The 25,709-nt window shown below is 36.3% G+C and carries 24 protein-coding genes, 3 rRNA genes and 1 pseudogene; all 28 read left to right on the top strand.

All coding sequences use genetic code 11. The features are described from left to right. Nucleotides 1-27: 27 nt before the first annotated feature. Nucleotides 28-345 (top strand): YbaB/EbfC family nucleoid-associated protein, encoded by a 318-nt coding sequence (locus tag NST10_RS07795; RefSeq protein ID WP_001213992.1) that lies wholly within the window; start codon nucleotides 28-30, stop codon nucleotides 343-345. A gap of 6 nt (nucleotides 346-351) precedes the next feature. Further along, entirely contained in the window at nucleotides 352-948 is a 597-nt protein-coding gene (recR, locus tag NST10_RS07790) for a recombination mediator RecR (protein WP_000559156.1), read from the top strand. A 208-nt stretch (nucleotides 949-1,156) separates the two neighbouring features. Further along, a pseudogene (locus NST10_RS07785) lies at nucleotides 1,157-1,232 on the top strand (hypothetical protein). Nucleotides 1,233-1,802: 570 nt separating this feature from the next. Continuing rightward, nucleotides 1,803-3,354: ribosomal RNA gene (locus NST10_RS07780) — 16S ribosomal RNA — on the top strand. Nucleotides 3,355-3,777: 423 nt separating this feature from the next. Next, nucleotides 3,778-6,700, top strand: a 23S ribosomal RNA gene (locus NST10_RS07775). Between the two features lie 72 nt (nucleotides 6,701-6,772). Next, nucleotides 6,773-6,887: ribosomal RNA gene (gene rrf, locus NST10_RS07770) — 5S ribosomal RNA — on the top strand. Together the 16S, 23S and 5S rRNA genes form the textbook arrangement of a ribosomal RNA operon. 421 nt (nucleotides 6,888-7,308) lie before the next feature. Next, nucleotides 7,309-8,646, top strand: a complete 1,338-nt coding sequence (locus tag NST10_RS07765) for an aminotransferase class V-fold PLP-dependent enzyme (RefSeq protein ID WP_000812850.1) — start codon at nucleotides 7,309-7,311, stop codon at nucleotides 8,644-8,646. A gap of 1 nt (nucleotide 8,647) precedes the next feature. After that, complete coding sequence (tmk, locus tag NST10_RS07760) at nucleotides 8,648-9,265, top strand: dTMP kinase (protein ID WP_001272126.1); 618 nt, start codon at nucleotides 8,648-8,650, stop codon at nucleotides 9,263-9,265. A gap of 27 nt (nucleotides 9,266-9,292) precedes the next feature. Further along, nucleotides 9,293-9,622 carry a cyclic-di-AMP receptor gene (locus NST10_RS07755; RefSeq protein WP_000781979.1) on the top strand — a complete coding sequence of 110 codons (330 nt, stop codon included), beginning with the start codon at nucleotides 9,293-9,295 and terminating at the stop codon, nucleotides 9,620-9,622. A 213-nt stretch (nucleotides 9,623-9,835) separates the two neighbouring features. Beyond that, nucleotides 9,836-10,762 carry a DNA polymerase III subunit delta' C-terminal domain-containing protein gene (locus NST10_RS07750; RefSeq protein ID WP_000344324.1) on the top strand — a complete coding sequence of 309 codons (927 nt, stop codon included), beginning with the start codon at nucleotides 9,836-9,838 and terminating at the stop codon, nucleotides 10,760-10,762. Then, the gene (locus NST10_RS07745) at nucleotides 10,763-11,566 is read left to right on the top strand and encodes a stage 0 sporulation family protein (RefSeq protein ID WP_339209305.1); all 804 of its coding nucleotides are present in this window, start codon (nucleotides 10,763-10,765) and stop codon (nucleotides 11,564-11,566) included. Between the two features lie 16 nt (nucleotides 11,567-11,582). After that, on the top strand, nucleotides 11,583-11,930 hold the full coding sequence (gene yabA / locus NST10_RS07740; protein WP_000375686.1) for a DNA replication initiation control protein YabA: 348 nt from the start codon (nucleotides 11,583-11,585) through the stop codon (nucleotides 11,928-11,930). A 273-nt stretch (nucleotides 11,931-12,203) separates the two neighbouring features. Further along, nucleotides 12,204-12,929 (top strand): tRNA1(Val) (adenine(37)-N6)-methyltransferase, encoded by a 726-nt coding sequence (locus tag NST10_RS07735; protein ID WP_000910696.1) that lies wholly within the window; start codon nucleotides 12,204-12,206, stop codon nucleotides 12,927-12,929. Next, nucleotides 12,922-13,170, top strand: a complete 249-nt coding sequence (locus NST10_RS07730) for a GIY-YIG nuclease family protein (RefSeq protein WP_000377064.1) — start codon at nucleotides 12,922-12,924, stop codon at nucleotides 13,168-13,170. Before NST10_RS07735 ends, NST10_RS07730 begins: the two co-directional genes overlap by 8 nt. A 1-nt stretch (nucleotide 13,171) precedes the next feature. Beyond that, on the top strand, nucleotides 13,172-14,011 hold the full coding sequence (rsmI, locus tag NST10_RS07725) for a 16S rRNA (cytidine(1402)-2'-O)-methyltransferase (RefSeq protein ID WP_000279925.1): 840 nt from the start codon (nucleotides 13,172-13,174) through the stop codon (nucleotides 14,009-14,011). Nucleotides 14,012-14,295: 284 nt separating this feature from the next. Then, entirely contained in the window at nucleotides 14,296-16,269 is a 1,974-nt protein-coding gene (gene metG, locus NST10_RS07720) for a methionine--tRNA ligase (RefSeq protein WP_001051120.1), read from the top strand. Nucleotides 16,270-16,299: 30 nt separating this feature from the next. Beyond that, nucleotides 16,300-17,073, top strand: a complete 774-nt coding sequence (locus NST10_RS07715; RefSeq protein ID WP_000904312.1) for a TatD family hydrolase — start codon at nucleotides 16,300-16,302, stop codon at nucleotides 17,071-17,073. 166 nt (nucleotides 17,074-17,239) lie between these two features. Next, complete coding sequence (rnmV, locus tag NST10_RS07710) at nucleotides 17,240-17,776, top strand: ribonuclease M5 (RefSeq protein WP_000700080.1); 537 nt, start codon at nucleotides 17,240-17,242, stop codon at nucleotides 17,774-17,776. Between the two features lie 10 nt (nucleotides 17,777-17,786). Beyond that, nucleotides 17,787-18,680: a 16S rRNA (adenine(1518)-N(6)/adenine(1519)-N(6))-dimethyltransferase RsmA gene (gene rsmA, locus NST10_RS07705; RefSeq protein ID WP_000886499.1), complete on the top strand. Its 894-nt coding sequence runs from the start codon at nucleotides 17,787-17,789 to the stop codon at nucleotides 18,678-18,680. A 99-nt stretch (nucleotides 18,681-18,779) separates the two neighbouring features. Then, nucleotides 18,780-19,043, top strand: a complete 264-nt coding sequence (locus tag NST10_RS07700; RefSeq protein ID WP_001126664.1) for a Veg family protein — start codon at nucleotides 18,780-18,782, stop codon at nucleotides 19,041-19,043. Between the two features lie 310 nt (nucleotides 19,044-19,353). Further along, on the top strand, nucleotides 19,354-20,202 hold the full coding sequence (ispE, locus tag NST10_RS07695) for a 4-(cytidine 5'-diphospho)-2-C-methyl-D-erythritol kinase (protein WP_000638875.1): 849 nt from the start codon (nucleotides 19,354-19,356) through the stop codon (nucleotides 20,200-20,202). 13 nt (nucleotides 20,203-20,215) lie between these two features. Further along, nucleotides 20,216-21,040: a pur operon repressor gene (gene purR, locus NST10_RS07690; protein WP_001269643.1), complete on the top strand. Its 825-nt coding sequence runs from the start codon at nucleotides 20,216-20,218 to the stop codon at nucleotides 21,038-21,040. A gap of 16 nt (nucleotides 21,041-21,056) precedes the next feature. Next, nucleotides 21,057-21,437 carry a RidA family protein gene (locus tag NST10_RS07685; RefSeq protein WP_000691774.1) on the top strand — a complete coding sequence of 127 codons (381 nt, stop codon included), beginning with the start codon at nucleotides 21,057-21,059 and terminating at the stop codon, nucleotides 21,435-21,437. A 71-nt stretch (nucleotides 21,438-21,508) separates the two neighbouring features. Further along, entirely contained in the window at nucleotides 21,509-21,811 is a 303-nt protein-coding gene (gene spoVG / locus NST10_RS07680) for a septation regulator SpoVG (RefSeq protein WP_000868996.1), read from the top strand. 188 nt (nucleotides 21,812-21,999) lie between these two features. Then, complete coding sequence (locus NST10_RS07675; RefSeq protein WP_001789654.1) at nucleotides 22,000-22,131, top strand: hypothetical protein; 132 nt, start codon at nucleotides 22,000-22,002, stop codon at nucleotides 22,129-22,131. Nucleotides 22,132-22,153: 22 nt separating this feature from the next. Further along, nucleotides 22,154-23,506, top strand: a complete 1,353-nt coding sequence (gene glmU, locus NST10_RS07670; RefSeq protein WP_001252534.1) for a bifunctional UDP-N-acetylglucosamine diphosphorylase/glucosamine-1-phosphate N-acetyltransferase GlmU — start codon at nucleotides 22,154-22,156, stop codon at nucleotides 23,504-23,506. A 146-nt stretch (nucleotides 23,507-23,652) separates the two neighbouring features. Then, nucleotides 23,653-24,618 carry a ribose-phosphate diphosphokinase gene (locus tag NST10_RS07665; RefSeq protein ID WP_000933773.1) on the top strand — a complete coding sequence of 322 codons (966 nt, stop codon included), beginning with the start codon at nucleotides 23,653-23,655 and terminating at the stop codon, nucleotides 24,616-24,618. Nucleotides 24,619-24,767: 149 nt separating this feature from the next. After that, a complete protein-coding gene (locus NST10_RS07660) occupies nucleotides 24,768-25,421 on the top strand; it encodes a 50S ribosomal protein L25/general stress protein Ctc (protein WP_000157650.1) in 654 nt (217 codons plus the stop codon). The last annotated feature ends 288 nt before the right edge of the window (nucleotides 25,422-25,709 follow it).

The following is a 25,709-nucleotide window of genomic DNA, read 5'->3' as shown; positions in this document are numbered from 1 at the left end:
TATTGATTTTCAAGGAGGAAATGGAATATGCGCGGTGGCGGAAACATGCAACAAATGATGAAACAAATGCAAAAAATGCAAAAGAAAATGGCTCAAGAACAAGAAAAACTTAAAGAAGAGCGTATTGTAGGAACAGCTGGCGGTGGCATGGTTGCAGTTACTGTAACTGGTCATAAAGAAGTTGTCGACGTTGAAATCAAAGAAGAAGCTGTAGACCCAGATGATATTGAAATGCTACAAGACTTAGTGTTAGCAGCTACTAATGAAGCGATGAATAAAGCTGATGAGCTTACTCAAGAACGTTTAGGTAAACATACTCAAGGCTTAAACATCCCTGGAATGTGATCATAGATGCATTATCCAGAACCTATATCAAAGCTTATTGATAGCTTTATGAAATTGCCAGGCATTGGTCCAAAGACAGCCCAACGTCTGGCTTTTCATACCTTAGATATGAAAGAAGACGATGTTGTTCAGTTTGCCAAAGCATTAGTAGATGTTAAAAGAGAATTAACATATTGTAGCGTATGTGGTCACATTACTGAAAATGATCCATGTTATATTTGTGAAGATAAGCAAAGAGATCGTTCAGTTATTTGTGTTGTGGAAGATGACAAAGATGTCATAGCTATGGAAAAAATGAGAGAATACAAAGGTTTATATCACGTTTTACATGGGTCTATTTCGCCTATGGATGGAATTGGACCAGAAGATATTAATATTCCTTCATTGATTGAACGCTTGAAAAACGATGAAGTTAGCGAATTAATCTTAGCTATGAACCCGAACTTAGAGGGGGAATCTACAGCCATGTATATTTCTAGATTAGTTAAGCCTATAGGTATCAAAGTGACGAGATTAGCACAAGGGTTATCTGTAGGTGGCGATTTAGAGTATGCTGACGAAGTAACATTATCTAAAGCAATCGCAGGTAGAACAGAAATGTAATGTCTTCTATTAAACATTTTAGAATTTAATACTATAGTAAGAAAAGTCACAGTGTAATCATTGTGGCTTTTTTTATGGTGTGGTGTACTACTTTATTTGTGGTGTGACGGTGGCATGGTTTACCTAGTTTTACTGAGGGGTGGGGAATCTTTAGGAAGCAAACCATTGGTTGTGATTTGTTACTTCTAATAGTAATGATTCGAATTGAATCATCGAAGTAGGAATACTGTTGTGGTGTGTTGGTGCTATTAATTTGATAAATGCGGTTGATGGTTAATGACTAGGCAAATGAAATTCTTTTGTAATTGAAATGATAGATGCTGGCTTAGTAGTTGTACTTCTTTGGTCTAAAGCTTATTAAATCAGCCTGTAAAGCGGTGTTTTGAGAGATTATTTAAAACTTGTAAATTTATTTTTAATTTCTGGTAAAAAAATAAAGTTCTGTTTTGCGGTTTTTTCGATTGATATATTTAGAGAAAAACCTGTTTCTTGTTCTAAAAAACGTACTATCTATAAGTAGGGGTTTTTTAAGTTCGATTTTTAGAATGAGAGCGTTCAGAATGGATAGTAAAGGTGTAATTTTTACTGTTGTTAAGCAGTTTGAAAGCCTGTATAGTATTTATTTGTTGAGGCAAACAAAACAACTCAACTTAAGAAATAACTTGAATTACTAACGAAAATTAATTTTAAAAAGTTGTTGACTTAAATGTTAATAAAATGTATAATTAATTCTTGTCGGTAAGAAAAATGAACATTGAAAACTGAATGACAATATGTCAACGTTAATTCCAAAAAACGTAACGATAAGTTACAAACATTATTTAGTATTTATGAGCTAATCAAACATCATAATTTTTATGGAGAGTTTGATCCTGGCTCAGGATGAACGCTGGCGGCGTGCCTAATACATGCAAGTCGAGCGAACGGACGAGAAGCTTGCTTCTCTGATGTTAGCGGCGGACGGGTGAGTAACACGTGGATAACCTACCTATAAGACTGGGATAACTTCGGGAAACCGGAGCTAATACCGGATAATATTTTGAACCGCATGGTTCAAAAGTGAAAGACGGTCTTGCTGTCACTTATAGATGGATCCGCGCTGCATTAGCTAGTTGGTAAGGTAACGGCTTACCAAGGCAACGATGCATAGCCGACCTGAGAGGGTGATCGGCCACACTGGAACTGAGACACGGTCCAGACTCCTACGGGAGGCAGCAGTAGGGAATCTTCCGCAATGGGCGAAAGCCTGACGGAGCAACGCCGCGTGAGTGATGAAGGTCTTCGGATCGTAAAACTCTGTTATTAGGGAAGAACATATGTGTAAGTAACTGTGCACATCTTGACGGTACCTAATCAGAAAGCCACGGCTAACTACGTGCCAGCAGCCGCGGTAATACGTAGGTGGCAAGCGTTATCCGGAATTATTGGGCGTAAAGCGCGCGTAGGCGGTTTTTTAAGTCTGATGTGAAAGCCCACGGCTCAACCGTGGAGGGTCATTGGAAACTGGAAAACTTGAGTGCAGAAGAGGAAAGTGGAATTCCATGTGTAGCGGTGAAATGCGCAGAGATATGGAGGAACACCAGTGGCGAAGGCGACTTTCTGGTCTGTAACTGACGCTGATGTGCGAAAGCGTGGGGATCAAACAGGATTAGATACCCTGGTAGTCCACGCCGTAAACGATGAGTGCTAAGTGTTAGGGGGTTTCCGCCCCTTAGTGCTGCAGCTAACGCATTAAGCACTCCGCCTGGGGAGTACGACCGCAAGGTTGAAACTCAAAGGAATTGACGGGGACCCGCACAAGCGGTGGAGCATGTGGTTTAATTCGAAGCAACGCGAAGAACCTTACCAAATCTTGACATCCTTTGACAACTCTAGAGATAGAGCCTTCCCCTTCGGGGGACAAAGTGACAGGTGGTGCATGGTTGTCGTCAGCTCGTGTCGTGAGATGTTGGGTTAAGTCCCGCAACGAGCGCAACCCTTAAGCTTAGTTGCCATCATTAAGTTGGGCACTCTAAGTTGACTGCCGGTGACAAACCGGAGGAAGGTGGGGATGACGTCAAATCATCATGCCCCTTATGATTTGGGCTACACACGTGCTACAATGGACAATACAAAGGGCAGCGAAACCGCGAGGTCAAGCAAATCCCATAAAGTTGTTCTCAGTTCGGATTGTAGTCTGCAACTCGACTACATGAAGCTGGAATCGCTAGTAATCGTAGATCAGCATGCTACGGTGAATACGTTCCCGGGTCTTGTACACACCGCCCGTCACACCACGAGAGTTTGTAACACCCGAAGCCGGTGGAGTAACCTTTTAGGAGCTAGCCGTCGAAGGTGGGACAAATGATTGGGGTGAAGTCGTAACAAGGTAGCCGTATCGGAAGGTGCGGCTGGATCACCTCCTTTCTAAGGATATATTCGGAACATCTTCTTCAGAAGATGCGGAATAACGTGACATATTGTATTCAGTTTTGAATGTTTATTTAACATTCAAATATTTTTTGGTTAAAGTGATATTGCTTATGCGAGCGCTTGACAATCTATTCTTTTTAAAGAAAGCGGTTGTCAGACAATGCGTTAAGAAAAATTAAAGCGGAGTTTACTTTTGTAAATGAGCATTTGATTTTTTGAAAACAAAGCAGTATGCGAGCGCTTGACTAAAAAGAAATTGTACATTGAAAACTAGATAAGTAAGTAAAATAGATTTTACCAAGCAAAACCGAGTGAATAAAGAGTTTTAAATAAGCTTGAATTCATAAGAAATAATCGCTAGTGTTCGAAAGAACACTCACAAGATTAATAACGCGTTTCCTGTAGGATGGAAACATAGATTAAGTTATTAAGGGCGCACGGTGGATGCCTTGGCACTAGAAGCCGATGAAGGACGTTACTAACGACGATATGCTTTGGGGAGCTGTAAGTAAGCTTTGATCCAGAGATTTCCGAATGGGGAAACCCAGCATGAGTTATGTCATGTTATCGATATGTGAATACATAGCATATCAGAAGGCACACCCGGAGAACTGAAACATCTTAGTACCCGGAGGAAGAGAAAGAAAATTCGATTCCCTTAGTAGCGGCGAGCGAAACGGGAAGAGCCCAAACCAACAAGCTTGCTTGTTGGGGTTGTAGGACACTCTATACGGAGTTACAAAGGACGACATTAGACGAATCATCTGGAAAGATGAATCAAAGAAGGTAATAATCCTGTAGTCGAAAATGTTGTCTCTCTTGAGTGGATCCTGAGTACGACGGAGCACGTGAAATTCCGTCGGAATCTGGGAGGACCATCTCCTAAGGCTAAATACTCTCTAGTGACCGATAGTGAACCAGTACCGTGAGGGAAAGGTGAAAAGCACCCCGGAAGGGGAGTGAAATAGAACCTGAAACCGTGTGCTTACAAGTAGTCAGAGCCCGTTAATGGGTGATGGCGTGCCTTTTGTAGAATGAACCGGCGAGTTACGATTTGATGCAAGGTTAAGCAGTAAATGTGGAGCCGTAGCGAAAGCGAGTCTGAATAGGGCGTTTAGTATTTGGTCGTAGACCCGAAACCAGGTGATCTACCCTTGGTCAGGTTGAAGTTCAGGTAACACTGAATGGAGGACCGAACCGACTTACGTTGAAAAGTGAGCGGATGAACTGAGGGTAGCGGAGAAATTCCAATCGAACCTGGAGATAGCTGGTTCTCTCCGAAATAGCTTTAGGGCTAGCCTCAAGTGATGATTATTGGAGGTAGAGCACTGTTTGGACGAGGGGCCCCTCTCGGGTTACCGAATTCAGACAAACTCCGAATGCCAATTAATTTAACTTGGGAGTCAGAACATGGGTGATAAGGTCCGTGTTCGAAAGGGAAACAGCCCAGACCACCAGCTAAGGTCCCAAAATATATGTTAAGTGGAAAAGGATGTGGCGTTGCCCAGACAACTAGGATGTTGGCTTAGAAGCAGCCATCATTTAAAGAGTGCGTAATAGCTCACTAGTCGAGTGACACTGCGCCGAAAATGTACCGGGGCTAAACATATTACCGAAGCTGTGGATTGTCCTTTGGACAATGGTAGGAGAGCGTTCTAAGGGCGTTGAAGCATGATCGTAAGGACATGTGGAGCGCTTAGAAGTGAGAATGCCGGTGTGAGTAGCGAAAGACGGGTGAGAATCCCGTCCACCGATTGACTAAGGTTTCCAGAGGAAGGCTCGTCCGCTCTGGGTTAGTCGGGTCCTAAGCTGAGGCCGACAGGCGTAGGCGATGGATAACAGGTTGATATTCCTGTACCACCTATAATCGTTTTAATCGATGGGGGGACGCAGTAGGATAGGCGAAGCGTGCGATTGGATTGCACGTCTAAGCAGTAAGGCTGAGTATTAGGCAAATCCGGTACTCATTAAGGCTGAGCTGTGATGGGGAGAAGACATTGTGTCTTCGAGTCGTTGATTTCACACTGCCGAGAAAAGCCTCTAGATAGAAAATAGGTGCCCGTACCGCAAACCGACACAGGTAGTCAAGATGAGAATTCTAAGGTGAGCGAGCGAACTCTCGTTAAGGAACTCGGCAAAATGACCCCGTAACTTCGGGAGAAGGGGTGCTCTTTAGGGTTAACGCCCAGAAGAGCCGCAGTGAATAGGCCCAAGCGACTGTTTATCAAAAACACAGGTCTCTGCTAAACCGTAAGGTGATGTATAGGGGCTGACGCCTGCCCGGTGCTGGAAGGTTAAGAGGAGTGGTTAGCTTCTGCGAAGCTACGAATCGAAGCCCCAGTAAACGGCGGCCGTAACTATAACGGTCCTAAGGTAGCGAAATTCCTTGTCGGGTAAGTTCCGACCCGCACGAAAGGCGTAACGATTTGGGCACTGTCTCAACGAGAGACTCGGTGAAATCATAGTACCTGTGAAGATGCAGGTTACCCGCGACAGGACGGAAAGACCCCGTGGAGCTTTACTGTAGCCTGATATTGAAATTCGGCACAGCTTGTACAGGATAGGTAGGAGCCTTTGAAACGTGAGCGCTAGCTTACGTGGAGGCGCTGGTGGGATACTACCCTAGCTGTGTTGGCTTTCTAACCCGCACCACTTATCGTGGTGGGAGACAGTGTCAGGCGGGCAGTTTGACTGGGGCGGTCGCCTCCTAAAAGGTAACGGAGGCGCTCAAAGGTTCCCTCAGAATGGTTGGAAATCATTCATAGAGTGTAAAGGCATAAGGGAGCTTGACTGCGAGACCTACAAGTCGAGCAGGGTCGAAAGACGGACTTAGTGATCCGGTGGTTCCGCATGGAAGGGCCATCGCTCAACGGATAAAAGCTACCCCGGGGATAACAGGCTTATCTCCCCCAAGAGTTCACATCGACGGGGAGGTTTGGCACCTCGATGTCGGCTCATCGCATCCTGGGGCTGTAGTCGGTCCCAAGGGTTGGGCTGTTCGCCCATTAAAGCGGTACGCGAGCTGGGTTCAGAACGTCGTGAGACAGTTCGGTCCCTATCCGTCGTGGGCGTAGGAAATTTGAGAGGAGCTGTCCTTAGTACGAGAGGACCGGGATGGACATACCTCTGGTGTACCAGTTGTCGTGCCAACGGCATAGCTGGGTAGCTATGTGTGGACGGGATAAGTGCTGAAAGCATCTAAGCATGAAGCCCCCCTCAAGATGAGATTTCCCAACTTCGGTTATAAGATCCCTCAAAGATGATGAGGTTAATAGGTTCGAGGTGGAAGCATGGTGACATGTGGAGCTGACGAATACTAATCGATCGAAGACTTAATCAAAATAAATGTTTTGCGAAGCAAAATCACTTTTACTTACTATCTAGTTTTGAATGTATAATCTACATTCATATGTCTGGTGACTATAGCAAGGAGGTCACACCTGTTCCCATGCCGAACACAGAAGTTAAGCTCCTTAGCGTCGATGGTAGTCGAACTTACGTTCCGCTAGAGTAGAACGTTGCCAGGCAAAAAAATGGATGCGATGAGCCGCATTGAGACCGCAAGGTCTCTTTTTTTTATGTCTAAAACGTTGAAATAAAGGTTAACACAAAGAAAGATGGCTTGGCGAAGTGTGAAATTGATAATTTAATAATGTGCACTTTTGATTGTTTAAATCTGTGACTAGAAGTATAAGCGAAGACATTCAGAAGTATTATAAAAAGTGAACAGCAGTAAGATAGTTTTTAATCATAAATCATCTTACTGCTGTTTTTAGGTTTTATGTCTAATATCTTTTAAATCGAAATACAAAAAGGAAATTAATTATTATACAATAGACAAGCTATTGCATAAGTAACACTAACTTTTGTCAAAGAAGTGTTACTATATAATTAATACTTTTGAAAGTAACTAATTCCAAAACATTGTAAACAAAGGAAGCGTATATCATGAAGCAACCTATTTTAAATAAATTAGAAAGTTTAAATCAAGAAGAAGCGATTTCTTTGCATGTTCCGGGTCATAAAAATATGACTATCGGTCATTTATCTCAATTATCAATGACAATGGATAAAACTGAAATACCTGGATTAGATGATTTACATCATCCTGAAGAAGTCATTTTGAAAAGTATGAAGCAGGTGGAGAAACATTCAGATTATGATGGTTATTTCTTAGTGAATGGCACCACTTCGGGAATATTATCTGTCATCCAGTCTTTTTCACAGAAAAAAGGCGATATCTTAATGGCAAGAAATGTACATAAATCTGTATTACATGCGCTCGATATTAGCCAACAAGAAGGGCATTTTATTGAAACGCATCAAAGTCCGTTAACGAATCATTATAATAAAGTTAATTTAAGCCGTTTGAATAATGACGGTCACAAACTTGTTGTGTTGACTTATCCTAACTATTACGGTGAAACATTTAATGTAGAAGAGGTTATCAAATCTTTGCACCAATTAAATATTCCTGTACTCATTGACGAAGCACACGGCGCGCACTTTGGATTGCAAGGATTTCCAGATTCTACATTAAATTATCAAGCTGACTATGTTGTTCAATCTTTTCATAAAACGTTACCAGCTTTAACGATGGGCTCGGTACTTTATATTCATAAAAATGCACCTTATAGAGAAAATATTATAGAATATCTAAGCTACTTCCAAACATCTAGTCCTTCATATTTGATTATGGCTAGTTTAGAGTCAGCTGCCCAGTTCTATAAAACATATGATAGTACCTTGTTTTTTGCTAAGAGAGCGCAATTAATCGAATGTTTGGAGAATAAAGGTTTTGAAATGCTTCAAGTTGATGATCCGTTGAAGCTGTTGATAAAATATGAAGGCTTTACAGGTCATGATATTCAAAATTGGTTTATGAATGCACATATCTATTTAGAATTAGCGGACGACTATCAAGCATTAGCGATATTGCCGTTATGGCATCATGATGATACGTATTTATTTGATTCGCTTTTACGTAAAATTGAAGATATGATTTTACCGAAAAAATCAGTTTCTAAAGTTAAACAAACACAACTTTTAACAACTGAAGGTAACTATAAACCAAAACGCTTTGAATATGTTACTTGGTGTGATTTGAAAAAGGCAAAAGGTAAAGTTTTGGCGCGACATATTGTCCCGTATCCGCCAGGGATTCCTATTATTTTCAAAGGAGAAACAATAACTGAAAATATGATAGAATTGGTAAATGAATATCTGGAAACTGGAATGATAGTTGAAGGAATTAAAAATAATAAAATTTTAGTTGAGGATGAATAAAATGTCAGCTTTTATAACTTTTGAGGGCCCAGAAGGCTCAGGTAAAACAACTGTAATTAATGAAGTTTATCATAGATTAGTAAAAGATTATGATGTCATTATGACAAGAGAACCGGGCGGCGTTCCTACTGGTGAAGAAATACGTAAAATTGTATTAGAAGGCAATGATATGGACATTAGAACTGAAGCGATGTTATTTGCTGCATCTAGAAGAGAACATCTTGTATTAAAGGTCATACCAGCTTTAAAAGAAGGTAAGGTTGTGTTGTGTGATCGCTATATCGATAGTTCATTAGCTTATCAAGGTTATGCTAGAGGGATTGGCGTTGAAGAAGTAAGAGCATTAAATGAATTTGCAATAAATGGATTATATCCAGATTTGACGATTTATTTAAATGTTAGTGCTGAAGTAGGTCGCGAACGTATTATTAAAAATTCAAGAGATCAAAATAGATTAGATCAAGAAGATTTAAAGTTTCACGAAAAAGTAATTGAAGGTTACCAAGAAATCATTCATAATGAATCACAACGGTTCAAAAGCGTTAATGCAGATCAACCTCTTGAAAATGTTGTTGAAGACACGTATCAAACTATCATCAAATATTTAGAAAAGATATGATATAATTGTTAGAAGAGGTGTTATAAAATGAAAATGATTATAGCGATCGTACAAGATCAAGATAGTCAGGAACTTGCAGATCAACTTGTTAAAAATAACTTTAGAGCAACAAAATTGGCAACAACAGGTGGGTTTTTAAGAGCAGGTAATACAACATTCTTATGTGGTGTCAATGATGACCGTGTAGATGAAATATTGTCTGTGATTAATCAAACGTGTGGTAATAGAGAACAGTTGGTTTCACCTATTACACCTATGGGAGGCAGTGCGGATTCGTACATTCCATATCCAGTTGAAGTTGAAGTTGGCGGTGCTACTGTATTTGTTATGCCAGTTGATGCATTCCATCAATTTTAATTCTATAATACAATCATCAATTAGAGATACTTAAAATAGTGTATTAATAAGTTATTAACAATTTTGGGTTGCTTGACTGCGACTAGTTCAGATGCCAATAGATTTGATTTTTGTGGTTCTAAGAATAATCACAAATCATGGTCGCTATTGTTGCAGTAATTAGTTGCTCTTTGGCAACCTTTTTATATAAAAGCAAAAGGGAGTTTGTAATGAATGGATGAACAGCAACAATTGACGAATGCATATCATTCAAATAAATTATCGCATGCCTATTTATTTGAAGGTGATGATGCACAAACGATGAAACAAGTTGCGATTAATTTTGCAAAGCTTATTTTATGTCAAACAGATAGTCAATGTGAAACAAAGGTTAGTACATATAATCATCCAGACTTTATGTATATATCAACAACTGAGAATGCAATTAAGAAAGAACAAGTTGAACAACTTGTGCGTCATATGAATCAACTTCCTATAGAAAGCACAAATAAAGTGTACATCATTGAAGACTTTGAAAAGTTAACTGTTCAAGGGGAAAACAGTATCTTGAAATTTCTTGAAGAACCACCGGACAATACGATTGCTATTTTATTGTCTACAAAACCTGAACAAATTTTAGACACAATCCATTCAAGGTGTCAGCATGTATATTTCAAGCCTATTGATAAAGAAAAGTTTATAAATAGATTAGTTGAACAAGACATGTCTAAGCCAGTAGCTGAAATGATTAGTACTTATACTACGCAAATAGATAATGCACTGGCTTTAAATGAAGAATTTGATTTATTAGCATTAAGGAAATCAGTTATACGTTGGTGTGAATTGTTGCTTACTAATAAGCCAATGGCACTTATAGGTATTATTGATTTATTGAAACAGGCTAAAAATAAAAAACTGCAATCTTTAACTATTGCAGCTGTGAATGGTTTCTTCGAAGATATCATACATACAAAGGTAAATGTAGAGGATAAACAAATATATAGTGATTTAAAAAATGATATTGATCAATATGCGCAAAAGTTGTCGTTTAATCAATTAATTTTGATGTTTGATCAACTGACGGAAGCACATAAGAAATTGAATCAAAATGTAAATCCAACGCTTGTATTTGAACAAATCGTAATTAAGGGTGTGAGTTAGATGCCAAATGTAATAGGTGTTCAGTTTCAAAAAGCGGGAAAATTAGAATATTATACACCTAATGATATACAAGTAGAGTTAGATGACTGGGTAGTTGTCGAATCTAAAAGAGGCATAGAGATGGGTATTGTTAAAAATCCATTAATGGATATTGCTGAAGAGGATGTTGTGTTACCTCTTAAAAATATTATTCGCATTGCTGATGACAAAGATATTGATAAATTTAATTGTAATGAACGCGATGCTGAAAATGCATTAATACTATGTAAAGACATTGTAAGAGAACAAGGTTTGGACATGCGTTTAGTCAATTGCGAATATACATTAGATAAATCGAAAGTTATTTTTAATTTTACGGCGGATGATCGTATTGATTTTAGAAAATTAGTAAAAATATTAGCGCAACATTTAAAAACACGTATCGAGTTGAGACAAATTGGTGTAAGGGATGAAGCCAAATTGCTTGGCGGTATCGGACCTTGTGGTAGATCGTTATGTTGTTCTACATTTTTAGGTGATTTTGAACCAGTATCGATTAAGATGGCTAAGGATCAAAATTTATCATTAAATCCAACTAAAATTTCCGGTGCATGTGGTCGTTTGATGTGTTGTTTAAAATATGAAAATGACTATTATGAGGAAGTACGTGCGCAATTACCTGATATCGGTGAAGCAATTGAAACGCCTGATGGTAACGGGAAAGTAGTTGCTTTAAATATATTAGACATTTCTATGCAGGTGAAGCTTGAGGGACATGAACAGCCACTTGAATATAAATTAGAAGAAATAGAAACTATGCATTAAGGAGGCATTATTACATTTGGATCGCAATGAAATATTTGAAAAAATAATGCGTTTAGAAATGAATGTCAATCAACTTTCAAAGGAAACTTCAGAATTAAAGGCACTTGCAGTTGAATTAGTAGAAGAAAATGTAGCGCTTCAACTTGAAAATGATAATTTGAAAAAGGTGTTGGGCAATGATGAACCAACTACTATTGATACTGCGAATTCAAAACCAGCAAAAGCTGTGAAAAAGCCATTACCAAGTAAAGATAATTTGGCTATATTGTATGGAGAAGGATTTCATATTTGTAAAGGCGAATTATTTGGAAAACATCGACATGGTGAAGATTGTCTGTTCTGTTTAGAAGTTTTAAGTGATTAATCAAGCACACTCAAATAGTGTTATAATTATAAATGAATATGGTTTGGATAAGTCTGAGACAATGCATGTTTCAGGCTTTAATTGTGTATAAAGTTTTGGTGATTGCATAAGAGATAGCGGTACTAAATGTTATTATTAAGTGTGCACGCAGTATCATTAGTTATAAAATGTAGCTGTTAAAAGTCAAAAATACATCGAATGTAGATAGGCATATAATATAAAAAGAGATTTCAATTACTCAATAGAAAAAGGTTGTCTTCATAGGAGTTAAAAATGTTAAAAGAGAATGAACGATTTGATCAACTAATCAAAGAAAATTTTAGTATTATTCAAAATGATGATGTTTTTTCGTTTTCAACGGATGCTTTGTTGTTAGGACATTTTACAAAACCTAGAACAAAAGATATAGTGTTGGACTTATGTTCAGGCAATGGGGTGATACCCTTGTTATTGTTTGCGAAACATCCACGACATATAGAAGGTGTTGAGATTCAAAAAACACTTGTCGATATGGCGCGACGCACATTTCAATTCAATGATGTTGATGAATATTTAACAATGCATCACATGGATTTGAAAAACGTTACTAAAGTATTTAAACCTTCACAATATACTTTAGTAACGTGTAATCCGCCTTATTTTAAAGAGAATCAGCAACACCAACATCAAAAAGAAGCACATAAGATAGCGAGACATGAGATTATGTGTACACTTGAAGATTGCATGATTGCAGCCCGTCATTTATTAAAAGAAGGTGGCAGGCTAAATATGGTACATCGTGCAGATAGACTCATGGATGTCTTGTTTGAAATGAGAAAAGTAAATATTGAACCTAAGAAAGTCGTTTTTATATATAGTAAAGTAGGGAAATCGGCACAAACGATAGTTGTAGAAGGTCGAAAAGGTGGAAATCAAGGTTTAGAAATCATGCCCCCATTTTATATTTATAATGAAGATGGTAATTATAGCGAAGAAATGAAGGAAGTATATTATGGATAGTCATTTTGTATATATTGTAAAATGTAGTGATGGAAGTTTATATACAGGATACGCTAAAGACGTTAATGCACGTGTTGAAAAACATAACCGAGGTCAAGGAGCCAAATATACGAAAGTAAGACGTCCGGTGCATTTAGTTTATCAAGAAATGTATGAGACAAAGTCTGAAGCATTGAAGCGTGAATATGAAATTAAAACTTATACCAGACAAAAGAAATTGCGATTAATTAAGGAGCGATAGTATGGCTGTATTATATTTAGTGGGCACACCAATTGGTAATTTAGCAGATATTACTTATAGAGCAGTTGATGTATTGAAACGTGTTGATATGATTGCTTGTGAAGACACTAGAGTAACTAGTAAGCTGTGTAATCATTATGATATTCCAACTCCATTAAAGTCATATCACGAACATAACAAAGATAAGCAGACTGCTTTTATCATTGAACAGTTAGAATTAGGTCTTGACGTTGCGCTCGTATCTGATGCTGGATTGCCCTTAATTAGTGATCCTGGATACGAATTAGTAGTGGCAGCCAGAGAAGCTAACATTAAAGTAGAGACTGTGCCTGGACCTAATGCTGGGCTGACGGCTTTGATGGCTAGTGGATTACCTTCATATGTATATACATTTTTAGGATTTTTGCCACGAAAAGAGAAAGAAAAAAGTGCTGTATTAGAGCAACGTATGCATGAAAATAGCACATTAATTATATACGAATCACCGCATCGTGTGACAGATACATTAAAAACAATTGCAAAGATAGATGCAACACGACAAGTATCACTAGGGCGTGAATTGACTAAGAAGTTCGAACAAATTGTAACTGATGATGTAACACAATTACAAGCATTGATTCAGCAAGGCGATGTACCATTGAAAGGCGAATTTGTTATCTTGATTGAGGGTGCTAAAGCGAATAATGAGATATCGTGGTTTGATGATTTATCTATCAATGAGCATGTTGATCATTATATTCAAACTTCACAGATGAAACCAAAACAAGCTATTAAAAAAGTTGCTGAAGAACGACAACTTAAAACGAATGAAGTATATAATATTTACCATCAAATAAATTAATCACTTTATCGATTATATGAAATTTTAAACGATTTTATAAACGCAAGCTGTAATTTTAAATGGTAAGTTATCATTTTGCATTGATACTGATAAAATGATGTTGACTATGATAAAAAAATGATGACATCGACGTTTTTTAATGTAAAATAAATACATTGAAAGTAATAAATACCTTAACATTGAATAAGATGAAAATGAGATGACGAGATAAATGTTCGCGTCCGTTGAAATGCATAGAAATCTTAGATATTATTTGAAGTGAGACATTACGAGGAGGAACAGTTATGGCTAAAGAAACATTTTATATAACAACCCCAATATACTATCCTAGTGGGAATTTACATATAGGACATGCATATTCTACAGTGGCTGGAGATGTTATTGCAAGATATAAGAGAATGCAAGGATATGATGTTCGTTATTTGACTGGAACGGATGAACACGGTCAAAAAATTCAAGAAAAAGCTCAAAAAGCTGGTAAGACAGAAATTGAATATTTGGATGAGATGATTGCTGGAATTAAACAATTGTGGGCTAAGCTTGAAATTTCAAATGATGATTTTATCAGAACAACTGAAGAACGTCATAAACATGTCGTTGAGCAAGTATTTGAACGTTTATTAAAGCAAGGTGATATCTATTTAGGTGAATATGAAGGTTGGTATTCTGTTCCGGATGAAACATACTATACAGAGTCACAATTAGTAGACCCACAATACGAAAACGGTAAAATTATTGGTGGTAAAAGTCCAGATTCTGGACATGAAGTTGAACTAGTAAAAGAAGAAAGTTATTTCTTTAATATTAGTAAATATACAGATCGTTTATTAGAGTTCTATGACCAAAATCCAGATTTTATACAACCACCATCAAGAAAAAATGAAATGATTAACAACTTCATTAAACCAGGACTTGCTGATTTGGCTGTTTCTCGTACATCATTTAACTGGGGTGTCCATGTTCCGTCTAATCCAAAACATGTTGTTTATGTTTGGATTGATGCGTTAGTTAACTATATTTCAGCATTAGGCTATTTATCAGATGATGAGTCACTATTTAACAAATACTGGCCAGCAGATATTCATTTAATGGCTAAGGAAATTGTGCGATTCCACTCAATTATTTGGCCTATTTTATTGATGGCATTAGACTTACCGTTACCTAAAAAAGTCTTTGCACATGGTTGGATTTTGATGAAAGATGGAAAAATGAGTAAATCTAAAGGTAATGTCGTAGACCCGAATATTTTAATTGATCGCTATGGTTTAGATGCCACACGTTATTATCTAATGCGTGAATTACCATTTGGTTCAGATGGCGTATTTACACCTGAAGCATTTGTTGAGCGTACAAATTTCGATCTAGCAAATGACTTAGGAAACTTAGTAAACCGTACGATTTCTATGATTAATAAGTACTTTGATGGCGAATTACCAGCGTATCAAGGTCCACTTCATGAATTAGATGAAGAAATGGAAGCTATGGCTTTAGAAACAGTGAAAAGTTATACTGAAAGCATGGAAAGTTTGCAATTTTCTGTGGCATTATCTACGGTATGGAAGTTTATTAGTAGAACGAATAAGTATATTGACGAAACAACGCCTTGGGTATTAGCTAAGGACGATAGCCAAAAAGATATGTTAGGCAATGTTATGGCTCACTTAGTTGAAAATATTCGTTATGCAGCTGTATTATTGCGTCCATTCTTAACTCATGCGCCGAAAGAGATTTTTGAACAATTGAACATTAACAATCCTCAATTTATGGAATTTAGTAGTTTAGAGCAATATGGTGTGCTTACTGAGCCAATTATGGTTACTGGGCAACCTAAACCTATTTTCCCAAGATTGGATAGCGAAGCGGAAATTGCATATATCAAAGAATCAATGCAACCGCCTGCTACTGAAGAGGAAAAAGAAGAGATTCCTAGCAAACCTCAAATTGATATTAAAGACTTTGATAAAGTTGAAATTAAGGCAGCAACGATTATTGATGCTGAACATGTTAAGAAGTCAGATAAGCTTTTAAAAATTCAAGTAGACTTAGATTCTGAACAAAGACAAATCGTATCAGGAATTGCCAAATTCTATACACCAGATGATATTATTGGTAAAAAAGTAGCAGTTGTTACTAACTTGAAACCAGCTAAATTAATGGGACAAAAATCTGAAGGTATGATATTATCTGCTGAAAAAGATGGTGTATTAACCTTAGTAAGTTTACCAAGTGCAATTCCAAATGGTGCAGTGATTAAATAACTGTATTTTTAAAAATTAGGAGAGATAATTATGTTAATCGATACACATGTCCATTTAAATGATGAGCAATACGATGATGATTTGAGTGAAGTGATTACACGTGCTAGAGAAGCAGGTGTTGATCGTATGTTTGTAGTTGGTTTTAACAAATCGACAATTGAACGCGCGATGAAATTAATCGATGAGTATGATTTTTTATATGGCATTATCGGTTGGCATCCAGTTGACGCAATTGATTTTACAGAAGAACACTTGGAGTGGATTGAATCTTTAGCTCAGCATCCAAAAGTGATTGGTATTGGTGAAATGGGATTAGATTATCACTGGGATAAATCTCCTGCAGATGTTCAAAAGGAAGTTTTTAGAAAGCAAATTGCTTTAGCTAAGCGTTTGAAGTTACCAATTATCATTCATAACCGTGAAGCAACACAAGACTGTATCGATATCTTATTGGAGGAGCATGCTGAAGAGGTAGGCGGGATTATGCATAGCTTTAGTGGTTCTCCAGAAATTGCAGATATTGTAACTAATAAGCTGAATTTTTATATTTCATTAGGTGGACCAGTGACATTTAAAAATGCTAAACAGCCTAAAGAAGTTGCTAAGCATGTGTCAATGGAGCGATTGCTTGTTGAAACCGATGCACCGTATCTTTCGCCACATCCATATAGAGGGAAGCGAAATGAACCGGCGAGAGTAACTTTAGTAGCTGAACAAATTGCTGAATTAAAAGGCTTATCTTATGAAGAAGTGTGCGAACAAACAACTAAAAATGCAGAGAAATTGTTTAATTTAAATTCATAAAGTTAAAAGTGAGAAAGATCACCGCCATAAATGTAAACGATGCTATATTCGTTTAATATGCTATGGTTCTTTCTCACTTTTTTAAATTAAAATATCGTGCATGTGCAATACGTGCGATAGAGATGGTTAGAGCTTTGAAATTAAGAATTGTAGGAAGGCGTTTTAAATGAAAATCAATGAGTTTATAGTTGTAGAAGGACGAGATGATACTGAGCGTGTTAAACGAGCTGTTGAATGTGATACGATTGAAACGAATGGTAGTGCCATCAACGAACAAACTTTAGAAGTAATTAGAAATGCTCAACAAAGTCGAGGCGTTATTGTATTAACAGATCCAGATTTCCCAGGAGATAAAATTAGAAGTACAATTACTGAACATGTCAAAGGTGTTAAACATGCGTATATTGATAGAGAAAAAGCTAAAAATAAAAAAGGGAAAATTGGTGTTGAACATGCCGACTTAATTGATATTAAAGAAGCGTTAATGCATGTTAGTTCACCCTTTGATGAAGCTTATGAATCAATTGATAAATCTGTGCTAATAGAGTTGGGGTTAATCGTTGGGAAAGATGCAAGGCGCCGTAGAGAAATTTTAAGTAGAAAATTGCGAATCGGCCATTCCAATGGTAAGCAGTTATTGAAAAAGTTAAATGCATTTGGTTATACCGAAGCGGATGTAAGGCAAGCTTTAGAAGATGAATGAGGAAGTGAAAATGTTGGATAATAAAGATATTGCAACACCATCAAGAACGCGAGCGTTGTTAGATAAATATGGCTTTAATTTTAAAAAAAGTTTAGGACAGAACTTTTTAATAGATGTGAATATCATTAATAATATCATTGATGCAAGTGATATTGATGCACAAACTGGGGTGATTGAAATTGGTCCAGGTATGGGGTCGTTGACAGAACAATTGGCCAGACATGCTAAAAGAGTATTGGCATTTGAAATTGATCAACGATTAATACCGGTATTAAATGATACACTATCACCTTATGATAATGTGACGGTGATTAATGAAGATATTTTAAAAGCGAATATTAAAGAAGCTGTTGAAAATCATTTACAAGATTGCGAAAAAATAATGGTTGTTGCAAACCTGCCGTACTATATTACGACGCCAATTTTATTAAATTTAATGCAACAAGATATACCAATTGATGGCTACGTGGTGATGATGCAAAAAGAAGTGGGCGAACGCTTAAATGCTGAAATAGGTTCAAAAGCATATGGTTCATTATCAATTGTCGTACAATACTATACAGAGACTAGTAAAGTATTAACGGTACCTAAATCTGTATTTATGCCACCACCTAATGTTGATTCAATAGTTGTAAAACTGATGCAGAGAACTGAACCGTTAGTAACAGTAGATAACGAGGAAGCATTCTTTAAGTTAGCAAAAGCAGCATTTGCACAAAGAAGAAAGACAATTAACAATAACTATCAAAATTATTTTAAAGATGGTAAACAACACAAAGAAGTGATTATACAATGGTTAGAACAAGCGGGTATTGATCCAAGACGTCGCGGTGAAACGCTATCTATTCAAGATTTTGCTAAATTGTATGAAGAAAAGAAAAAATTCCCTCAATTAGAAAATTAAATGATTGACAAAGCAAAGCACTATTGTTAAAATTTAAATTTTGTTTGACGAAAACGCTGCAAATATGGTATTATGTAACTTGTAGCGAGGTGGAGCAATATGCCAAAATCAATTTTGGACATCAAAAATTCTATTGATTGTCATGTAGGAAATCGTATTGTACTGAAAGCCAATGGAGGCCGTAAGAAAACAATAAAACGTTCTGGAATTTTAAAAGAAACATATCCGTCAGTTTTCATTGTTGAGTTAGATCAAGACAAACACAACTTTGAGAGAGTATCTTATACATACACTGATGTGTTAACTGAAAATGTTCAAGTTTCATTTGAAGAGGATAATCATCACGAATCAATTGCACACTAAATAAGACATATAGAGATGTTAGACGTTTCTTAGTATAAGAAGTAAATATTATGATAATTATTTGAGTGTTGGGCATTATGTTCAATACTCTTTTTATTTACAAAATGTTTAACACTGATGTTTCGCTTATAGATTTTTCAGTAAATGGATAATTGTATTTATAAACACAAATACAAGTAAATACTAAGTAATTAGATGGAGAAAATTACTTTTTTATTAAAAAAACACTAAAAAACAAATTAAAATGTCAAATATTAATTCTCTTTATGTTAAAATCATCATATTAAGATAACGAAAAGAGGGCGCAAAAATGATATATGAAACGGCACCAGCCAAAATTAATTTTACGCTCGATACACTTTTTAAAAGAAATGATGGCTATCATGAGATTGAAATGATAATGACAACAGTTGATTTAAATGATCGTTTAACTTTTCATAAAAGAAAAGATCGAAAGATAGTTGTTGAGATTGAACATAATTATGTGCCTTCTAATCATAAAAATCTCGCATATCGTGCAGCGCAACTATTTATTGAGCAATATCAACTAAAGCAAGGTGTAACAATTTCTATCGATAAAGAAATACCTGTTTCTGCTGGCTTAGCTGGAGGTTCGGCTGATGCAGCAGCAACGTTAAGAGGATTGAATCGACTTTTTAATATAGGGGCGAGTTTGGAAGAATTGGCTCTACTAGGCAGTAAAATCGGGACAGATATTCCGTTTTGTATTTATAATAAAACTGCACTATGTACTGGAAAAGGAGAAAAAATCGAGTTTTTAAATAAACCACCTTCAGCTTGGGTGATTCTTGCTAAACCAAACTTAGGCATATCATCACCAGATATATTTAAGTTGATTAATTTAGATAAGCGTTACGACGTACATACGAAAATGTGTTATGAGGCCTTAGAAAATCGAGATTATCAACAATTATGTCAAAGTTTGTCTAATCGATTAGAGCCAATTTCTGTTTCAAAACACCCACAAATCGATAAATTAAAAAACAATATGTTGAAAAGTGGTGCAGATGGTGCGTTAATGAGTGGAAGCGGACCGACTGTGTATGGGCTAGCACAAAAAGAAAGCCAAGCAAAAAATATTTATAATGCAGTTAACGGTTGTTGTAATGAAGTGTACTTAGTTAGACTATTAGGATAGAAGGGTTGAAAAGATGAGATATAAACGAAGCGAGAGAATTGTTTTTATGACGCAATATTTGATGAACCATCCGAATAAATTGATTCCATTAACTTTTTTTGTGAAAAAATTTAAACAGGCGAAGTCTTCAATAAGTGAAGATGTCCAAATTATAAAAAATACATTCCAAAAAGAAAAGTTAGGTACAGTAATTACTACTGCTGGCGCAAGTGGTGGTGTTACGTATAAACCAATGATGAGTAAAGAAGAGGCGACTGAAGTTGTTAATGAGGTCATTACTCTATTAGAAGAGAAAGAACGTTTGTTACCTGGCGGGTATTTATTTTTATCAGATTTGGTAGGTAATCCATCGCTACTAAACAAAGTTGGTAAGTTAATTGCCAGTATTTACATGGAAGAAAAATTAGATGCTGTTGTTACCATTGCGACAAAAGGTATTTCATTGGCAAATGCGGTTGCTAATATTTTAAATTTACCAGTAGTAGTGATTAGAAAAGACAACAAGGTGACTGAAGGTTCTACAGTTTCAATTAATTACGTTTCAGGATCTTCAAGAAAAATAGAGACAATGGTACTTTCGAAGAGAACTTTAGCAGAAAATTCAAATGTTTTAGTTGTCGATGATTTTATGAGGGCTGGTGGCTCTATCAATGGTGTTATGAATTTAATGAATGAGTTTAAAGCCCATGTAAAAGGGGTATCAGTACTTGTAGAATCAAAAGAAGTTAAACAAAGATTGATTGAAGATTATACTTCCTTAGTGAAATTATCTGATGTAGATGAATATAATCAAGAGTTTAACGTAGAACCTGGCAACAGTTTATCTAAGTTTTCATAAAAGGAGTTTTAGTATTATGAAAATCATTAACACAACAAGATTACCGGAAGCACTTGGACCATATTCGCATGCAACAGTTGTGAATGGTATGGTTTATACTTCTGGTCAAATTCCATTGAATGTTGATGGGAAAATCGTAAGCGCTGATGTTCAAGCACAAACAAAACAAGTTTTAGAAAATTTAAAGGTTGTTTTGGAAGAAGCAGGATCTGATTTGAATTCTGTTGCGAAAGCGACCATTTTCATTAAAGATATGAATGATTTCCAAAAAATAAATGAAGTGTATGGTCAATATTTTAATGAACACAAGCCAGCGCGTAGTTGTGTAGAGGTTGCGCGTTTGCCAAAAGATGTGAAAGTAGAAATTGAATTAGTAAGTAAAATTAAGGAATTATAATTTTCGATTAATATGTTTAATCAAGCTTCTAAATAAAACAGAGAGAGATATACTATAGGGGGGCTCACTACATGAAAGTGACAGATGTAAGACTTAGAAAAATACAAACAGATGGACGAATGAAAGCACTCGTTTCCATTACATTAGATGAAGCTTTCGTAATTCATGATTTACGTGTAATTGAAGGAAACTCTGGCTTGTTCGTTGCAATGCCAAGTAAACGTACACCAGATGGTGAATTCCGCGACATCGCGCATCCTATTAATTCAGATATGAGACAAGAAATTCAAGATGCAGTGATGAAAGTATATGATGAAATAGATGAAGTAGTACCAGATAAAAACGCTACATCAGAAGATTCAGAAGAAGCTTAATCAATTTTATATTTAGCGATGTAATACATTTGCAATAAGTTGATTTGATACTGTCGATAAAGCATAAAGCTTTGTCGGCAGTTTTTTTAGTTTGTATTAATATTAATTTTATGAAATGAAAGGCTAATAAATATATATGTTAACAGATTATGATGATATGAAAATTATTGATACATTGCTGATAAAAATTGCGTTTGAATGATGCTCGTATTTTTGAAGTAAGGAAAAAGTTGTTTTTAAAATTACAACGAATTAAAAACAATGCCTTTTATATGTTGAAAGAGTATTGCAGATTAAATTATAATAATGACGAAGTGTAAAATTTAATGGGGGTTAATGTTCATGCGAAGACACGCGATAATTTTGGCAGCAGGTAAAGGCACAAGAATGAAATCTAAAAAGTATAAAGTGCTACACGAGGTTGCTGGAAAACCTATGGTCGAACATGTATTGGAAAGTGTGAAAGGCTCTGGTGTCGATCAAGTTGTAACCATCGTAGGACATGGTGCTGAAAGTGTAAAAGGACATTTAGGCGAGCGTTCTTTATACAGTTTTCAAGAGGAACAACTCGGTACTGCGCATGCAGTGCAAATGGCGAAATCACACTTAGAAGACAAGGAAGGTACGACGATCGTTGTATGTGGTGACACACCGCTCATCACAAAGGAAACATTAGAAACATTGATTGCGCATCACGAGGATGCTAATGCTCAAGCAACTGTATTATCTGCATCGATTCAACAACCATATGGATACGGAAGAATCGTTCGAAATGCGTCAGGTCGTTTAGAACGCATAGTTGAAGAGAAAGATGCAACGCAAGCTGAAAAGGATATTAATGAAATTAGTTCAGGTATTTTTGCGTTTAATAATAAAACGTTGTTTGAAAAATTAACACAAGTGAAAAATGATAATGCGCAAGGTGAATATTACCTCCCTGATGTATTGTCGTTAATTTTAAATGATGGCGGCATCGTAGAAGTCTATCGTACCAATGATGTTGAAGAAATCATGGGTGTAAATGATCGTGTAATGCTTAGTCAGGCTGAGAATGCGATGCAACGTCGTACGAATCATTATCACATGCTAAATGGTGTGACAATCATCGATCCTGACAGCACTTATATTGGTCCAGACGTTACAATTGGTAGTGATACAGTCATTGAACCAGGCGTACGAATTAATGGTCGTACAGAAATTGGCGAAGATGTTGTTATTGGTCAGTACTCTGAAATTAACAATAGTACGATTGAAAATGGTGCATGTATTCAACAGTCTGTTGTTAATGATGCTAGCGTAGGAGCGAATACTAAGGTCGGACCGTTTGCGCAATTGAGACCAGGCGCGCAATTAGGTGCAGATGTTAAGGTTGGAAATTTTGTAGAAATTAAAAAAGCAGATCTTAAAGATGGTGCCAAGGTTTCACATTTAAGTTATATTGGCGATGCTGTAATTGGCGAACGTACTAATATTGGTTGCGGAACGATTACAGTTAACTATGATGGTGAAAATAAATTTAAAACTATCGTCGGCAAAGATTCATTTGTAGGTTGCAATGTTAATTTAGTAGCACCTGTAACAATTGGTGATGATGTATTGGTGGCAGCTGGTTCCACAATCACAGATGACGTACCAAATGACAGTTTAGCTGTGGCAAGAGCAAGACAAACAACAAAAGAAGGATATAGGAAATAATCATTTACGTATTTAAAATGGCTAGGATAAAAGGATAATCCTATGTAATATTAATGTAATCTTTATGATTTAATGATTCGCATAGTAATGGAGTTACATTTTATATATAATAGTAATTGCGTAAGTAAATAATTGGAGGACTATAAATGTTAAATAATGAATATAAGAATTCGTCATTAAAGATTTTTTCATTGAAAGGAAACGAAGCATTAGCGCAAGAAGTTGCTGACCAAGTAGGAATTGAACTAGGTAAATGTTCAGTTAAACGTTTTAGTGATGGAGAAATTCAAATTAATATCGAAGAGAGTATTCGTGGTTGTGACGTATTTATTATTCAACCAACATCATATCCTGTGAATCTACATTTAATGGAATTATTAATTATGATTGATGCTTGTAAACGTGCTTCTGCAGCAACAATCAATATTGTAGTGCCATATTATGGATATGCAAGACAAGATAGAAAAGCCCGTAGCCGTGAGCCAATCACTGCTAAATTAGTTGCAAACTTAATCGAAACAGCTGGCGCAACTCGTATGATTGCGTTAGACTTACATGCACCACAAATTCAAGGATTCTTTGATATTCCAATTGACCACTTAATGGGTGTGCCAATTCTTGCTAAACATTTCAAAGATGATCCGAATATTAACCCAGAAGAATGTGTCGTTGTTTCGCCAGACCATGGCGGTGTTACACGTGCACGTAAATTAGCTGACATTTTAAAAACTCCAATTGCAATTATAGATAAACGTCGTCCTAGACCAAATGTTGCTGAAGTGATGAACATTGTTGGTGAGATTGAAGGACGTACGGCAATTATTATTGACGATATTATTGATACAGCAGGTACAATCACTTTAGCTGCACAAGCATTAAAAGATAAAGATGCTAAAGAAGTATATGCTTGTTGTACACACCCTGTTTTATCAGGACCGGCTAAAGAACGTATCGAAAATTCTGCTATAAAAGAATTAATCGTAACAAACTCAATTCATTTAGATGAAGATCGCAAACCATCTAACACTAAAGAATTATCTGTTGCTGGTTTAATCGCACAAGCTATCATTCGTGTATACGAAAGAGAATCAGTTAGCGTATTATTTGACTAATATTTAAAAGGCGTTTGACGAACATATTCCAAACGTGTATAATAGTTTCGTTCGTGATTATACGAATAAATAAACACTTGCAAGCAACGATGATGTTGATGGGTAAGTGAGGTGCTCGTTTTGAGCAAAAATGAAAGGTGGAAATGAGAATGGCTTCATTAAAGTCAATCATCCGTCAAGGTAAACAAACACGTTCAGATCTTAAACAATTAAGAAAATCTGGTAAAGTACCAGCAGTAGTATACGGTTACGGTACTAAAAACGTGTCAGTTAAAGTTGATGAAGTAGAATTCATCAAAGTTATCCGTGAAGTAGGTCGTAACGGTGTTATCGAATTAGGCGTTGGTTCTAAAACTATCAAAGTTATGGTTGCAGACTACCAATTCGATCCACTTAAAAACCAAATTACTCACATTGACTTCTTAGCAATCAATATGAGTGAAGAACGTACTGTTGAAGTACCAGTTCAATTAGTTGGTGAAGCAGTAGGCGCTAAAGAAGGCGGCGTAGTTGAACAACCATTATTCAACTTAGAAGTAACTGCTACTCCAGACAATATTCCAGAAGCAATCGAAGTAGACATTACTGAATTAAACATTAACGACAGCTTAACTGTTGCTGATGTTAAAGTAACTGGCGACTTCAAAATCGAAAACGATTCAGCTGAATCAGTAGTAACAGTAGTTGCTCCAACTGAAGAACCAACTGAAGAAGAAATCGAAGCTATGGAAGGCGAACAACAAACTGAAGAACCAGAAGTTGTTGGCGAAAGCAAAGAAGACGAAGAGAAAACTGAAGAGTAAGTTTAACTGATTACCATAAAGTTTTTATACTTTGTTAAACAAGCACTGTGCTTATTTTAATATAAGCATGGTGCTTTTTGTGTTATTATAAAGCTTAATTAAACTTTATTGCTTTGTACTAAAGTTAAATTAATTTTAGTGAGTAAAAGACATTAAACTCAACAATGATACATCATAAAAATTTTAATGTACTTGATTTTAAAATACATACTTACTAATCTAAAGAATAATGATAATTGATGGCAATGGCGGAAAATAGATGTTGTCATTATAATAATAAATGAAACA

Origin of the sequence: Staphylococcus sp. FSL W8-0305 (genome assembly GCF_037966415.1) — a bacterium.
Classification (GTDB): domain Bacteria; phylum Bacillota; class Bacilli; order Staphylococcales; family Staphylococcaceae; genus Staphylococcus; species Staphylococcus aureus.
This window is presented reverse-complemented; position numbering and strand designations above follow the sequence as displayed.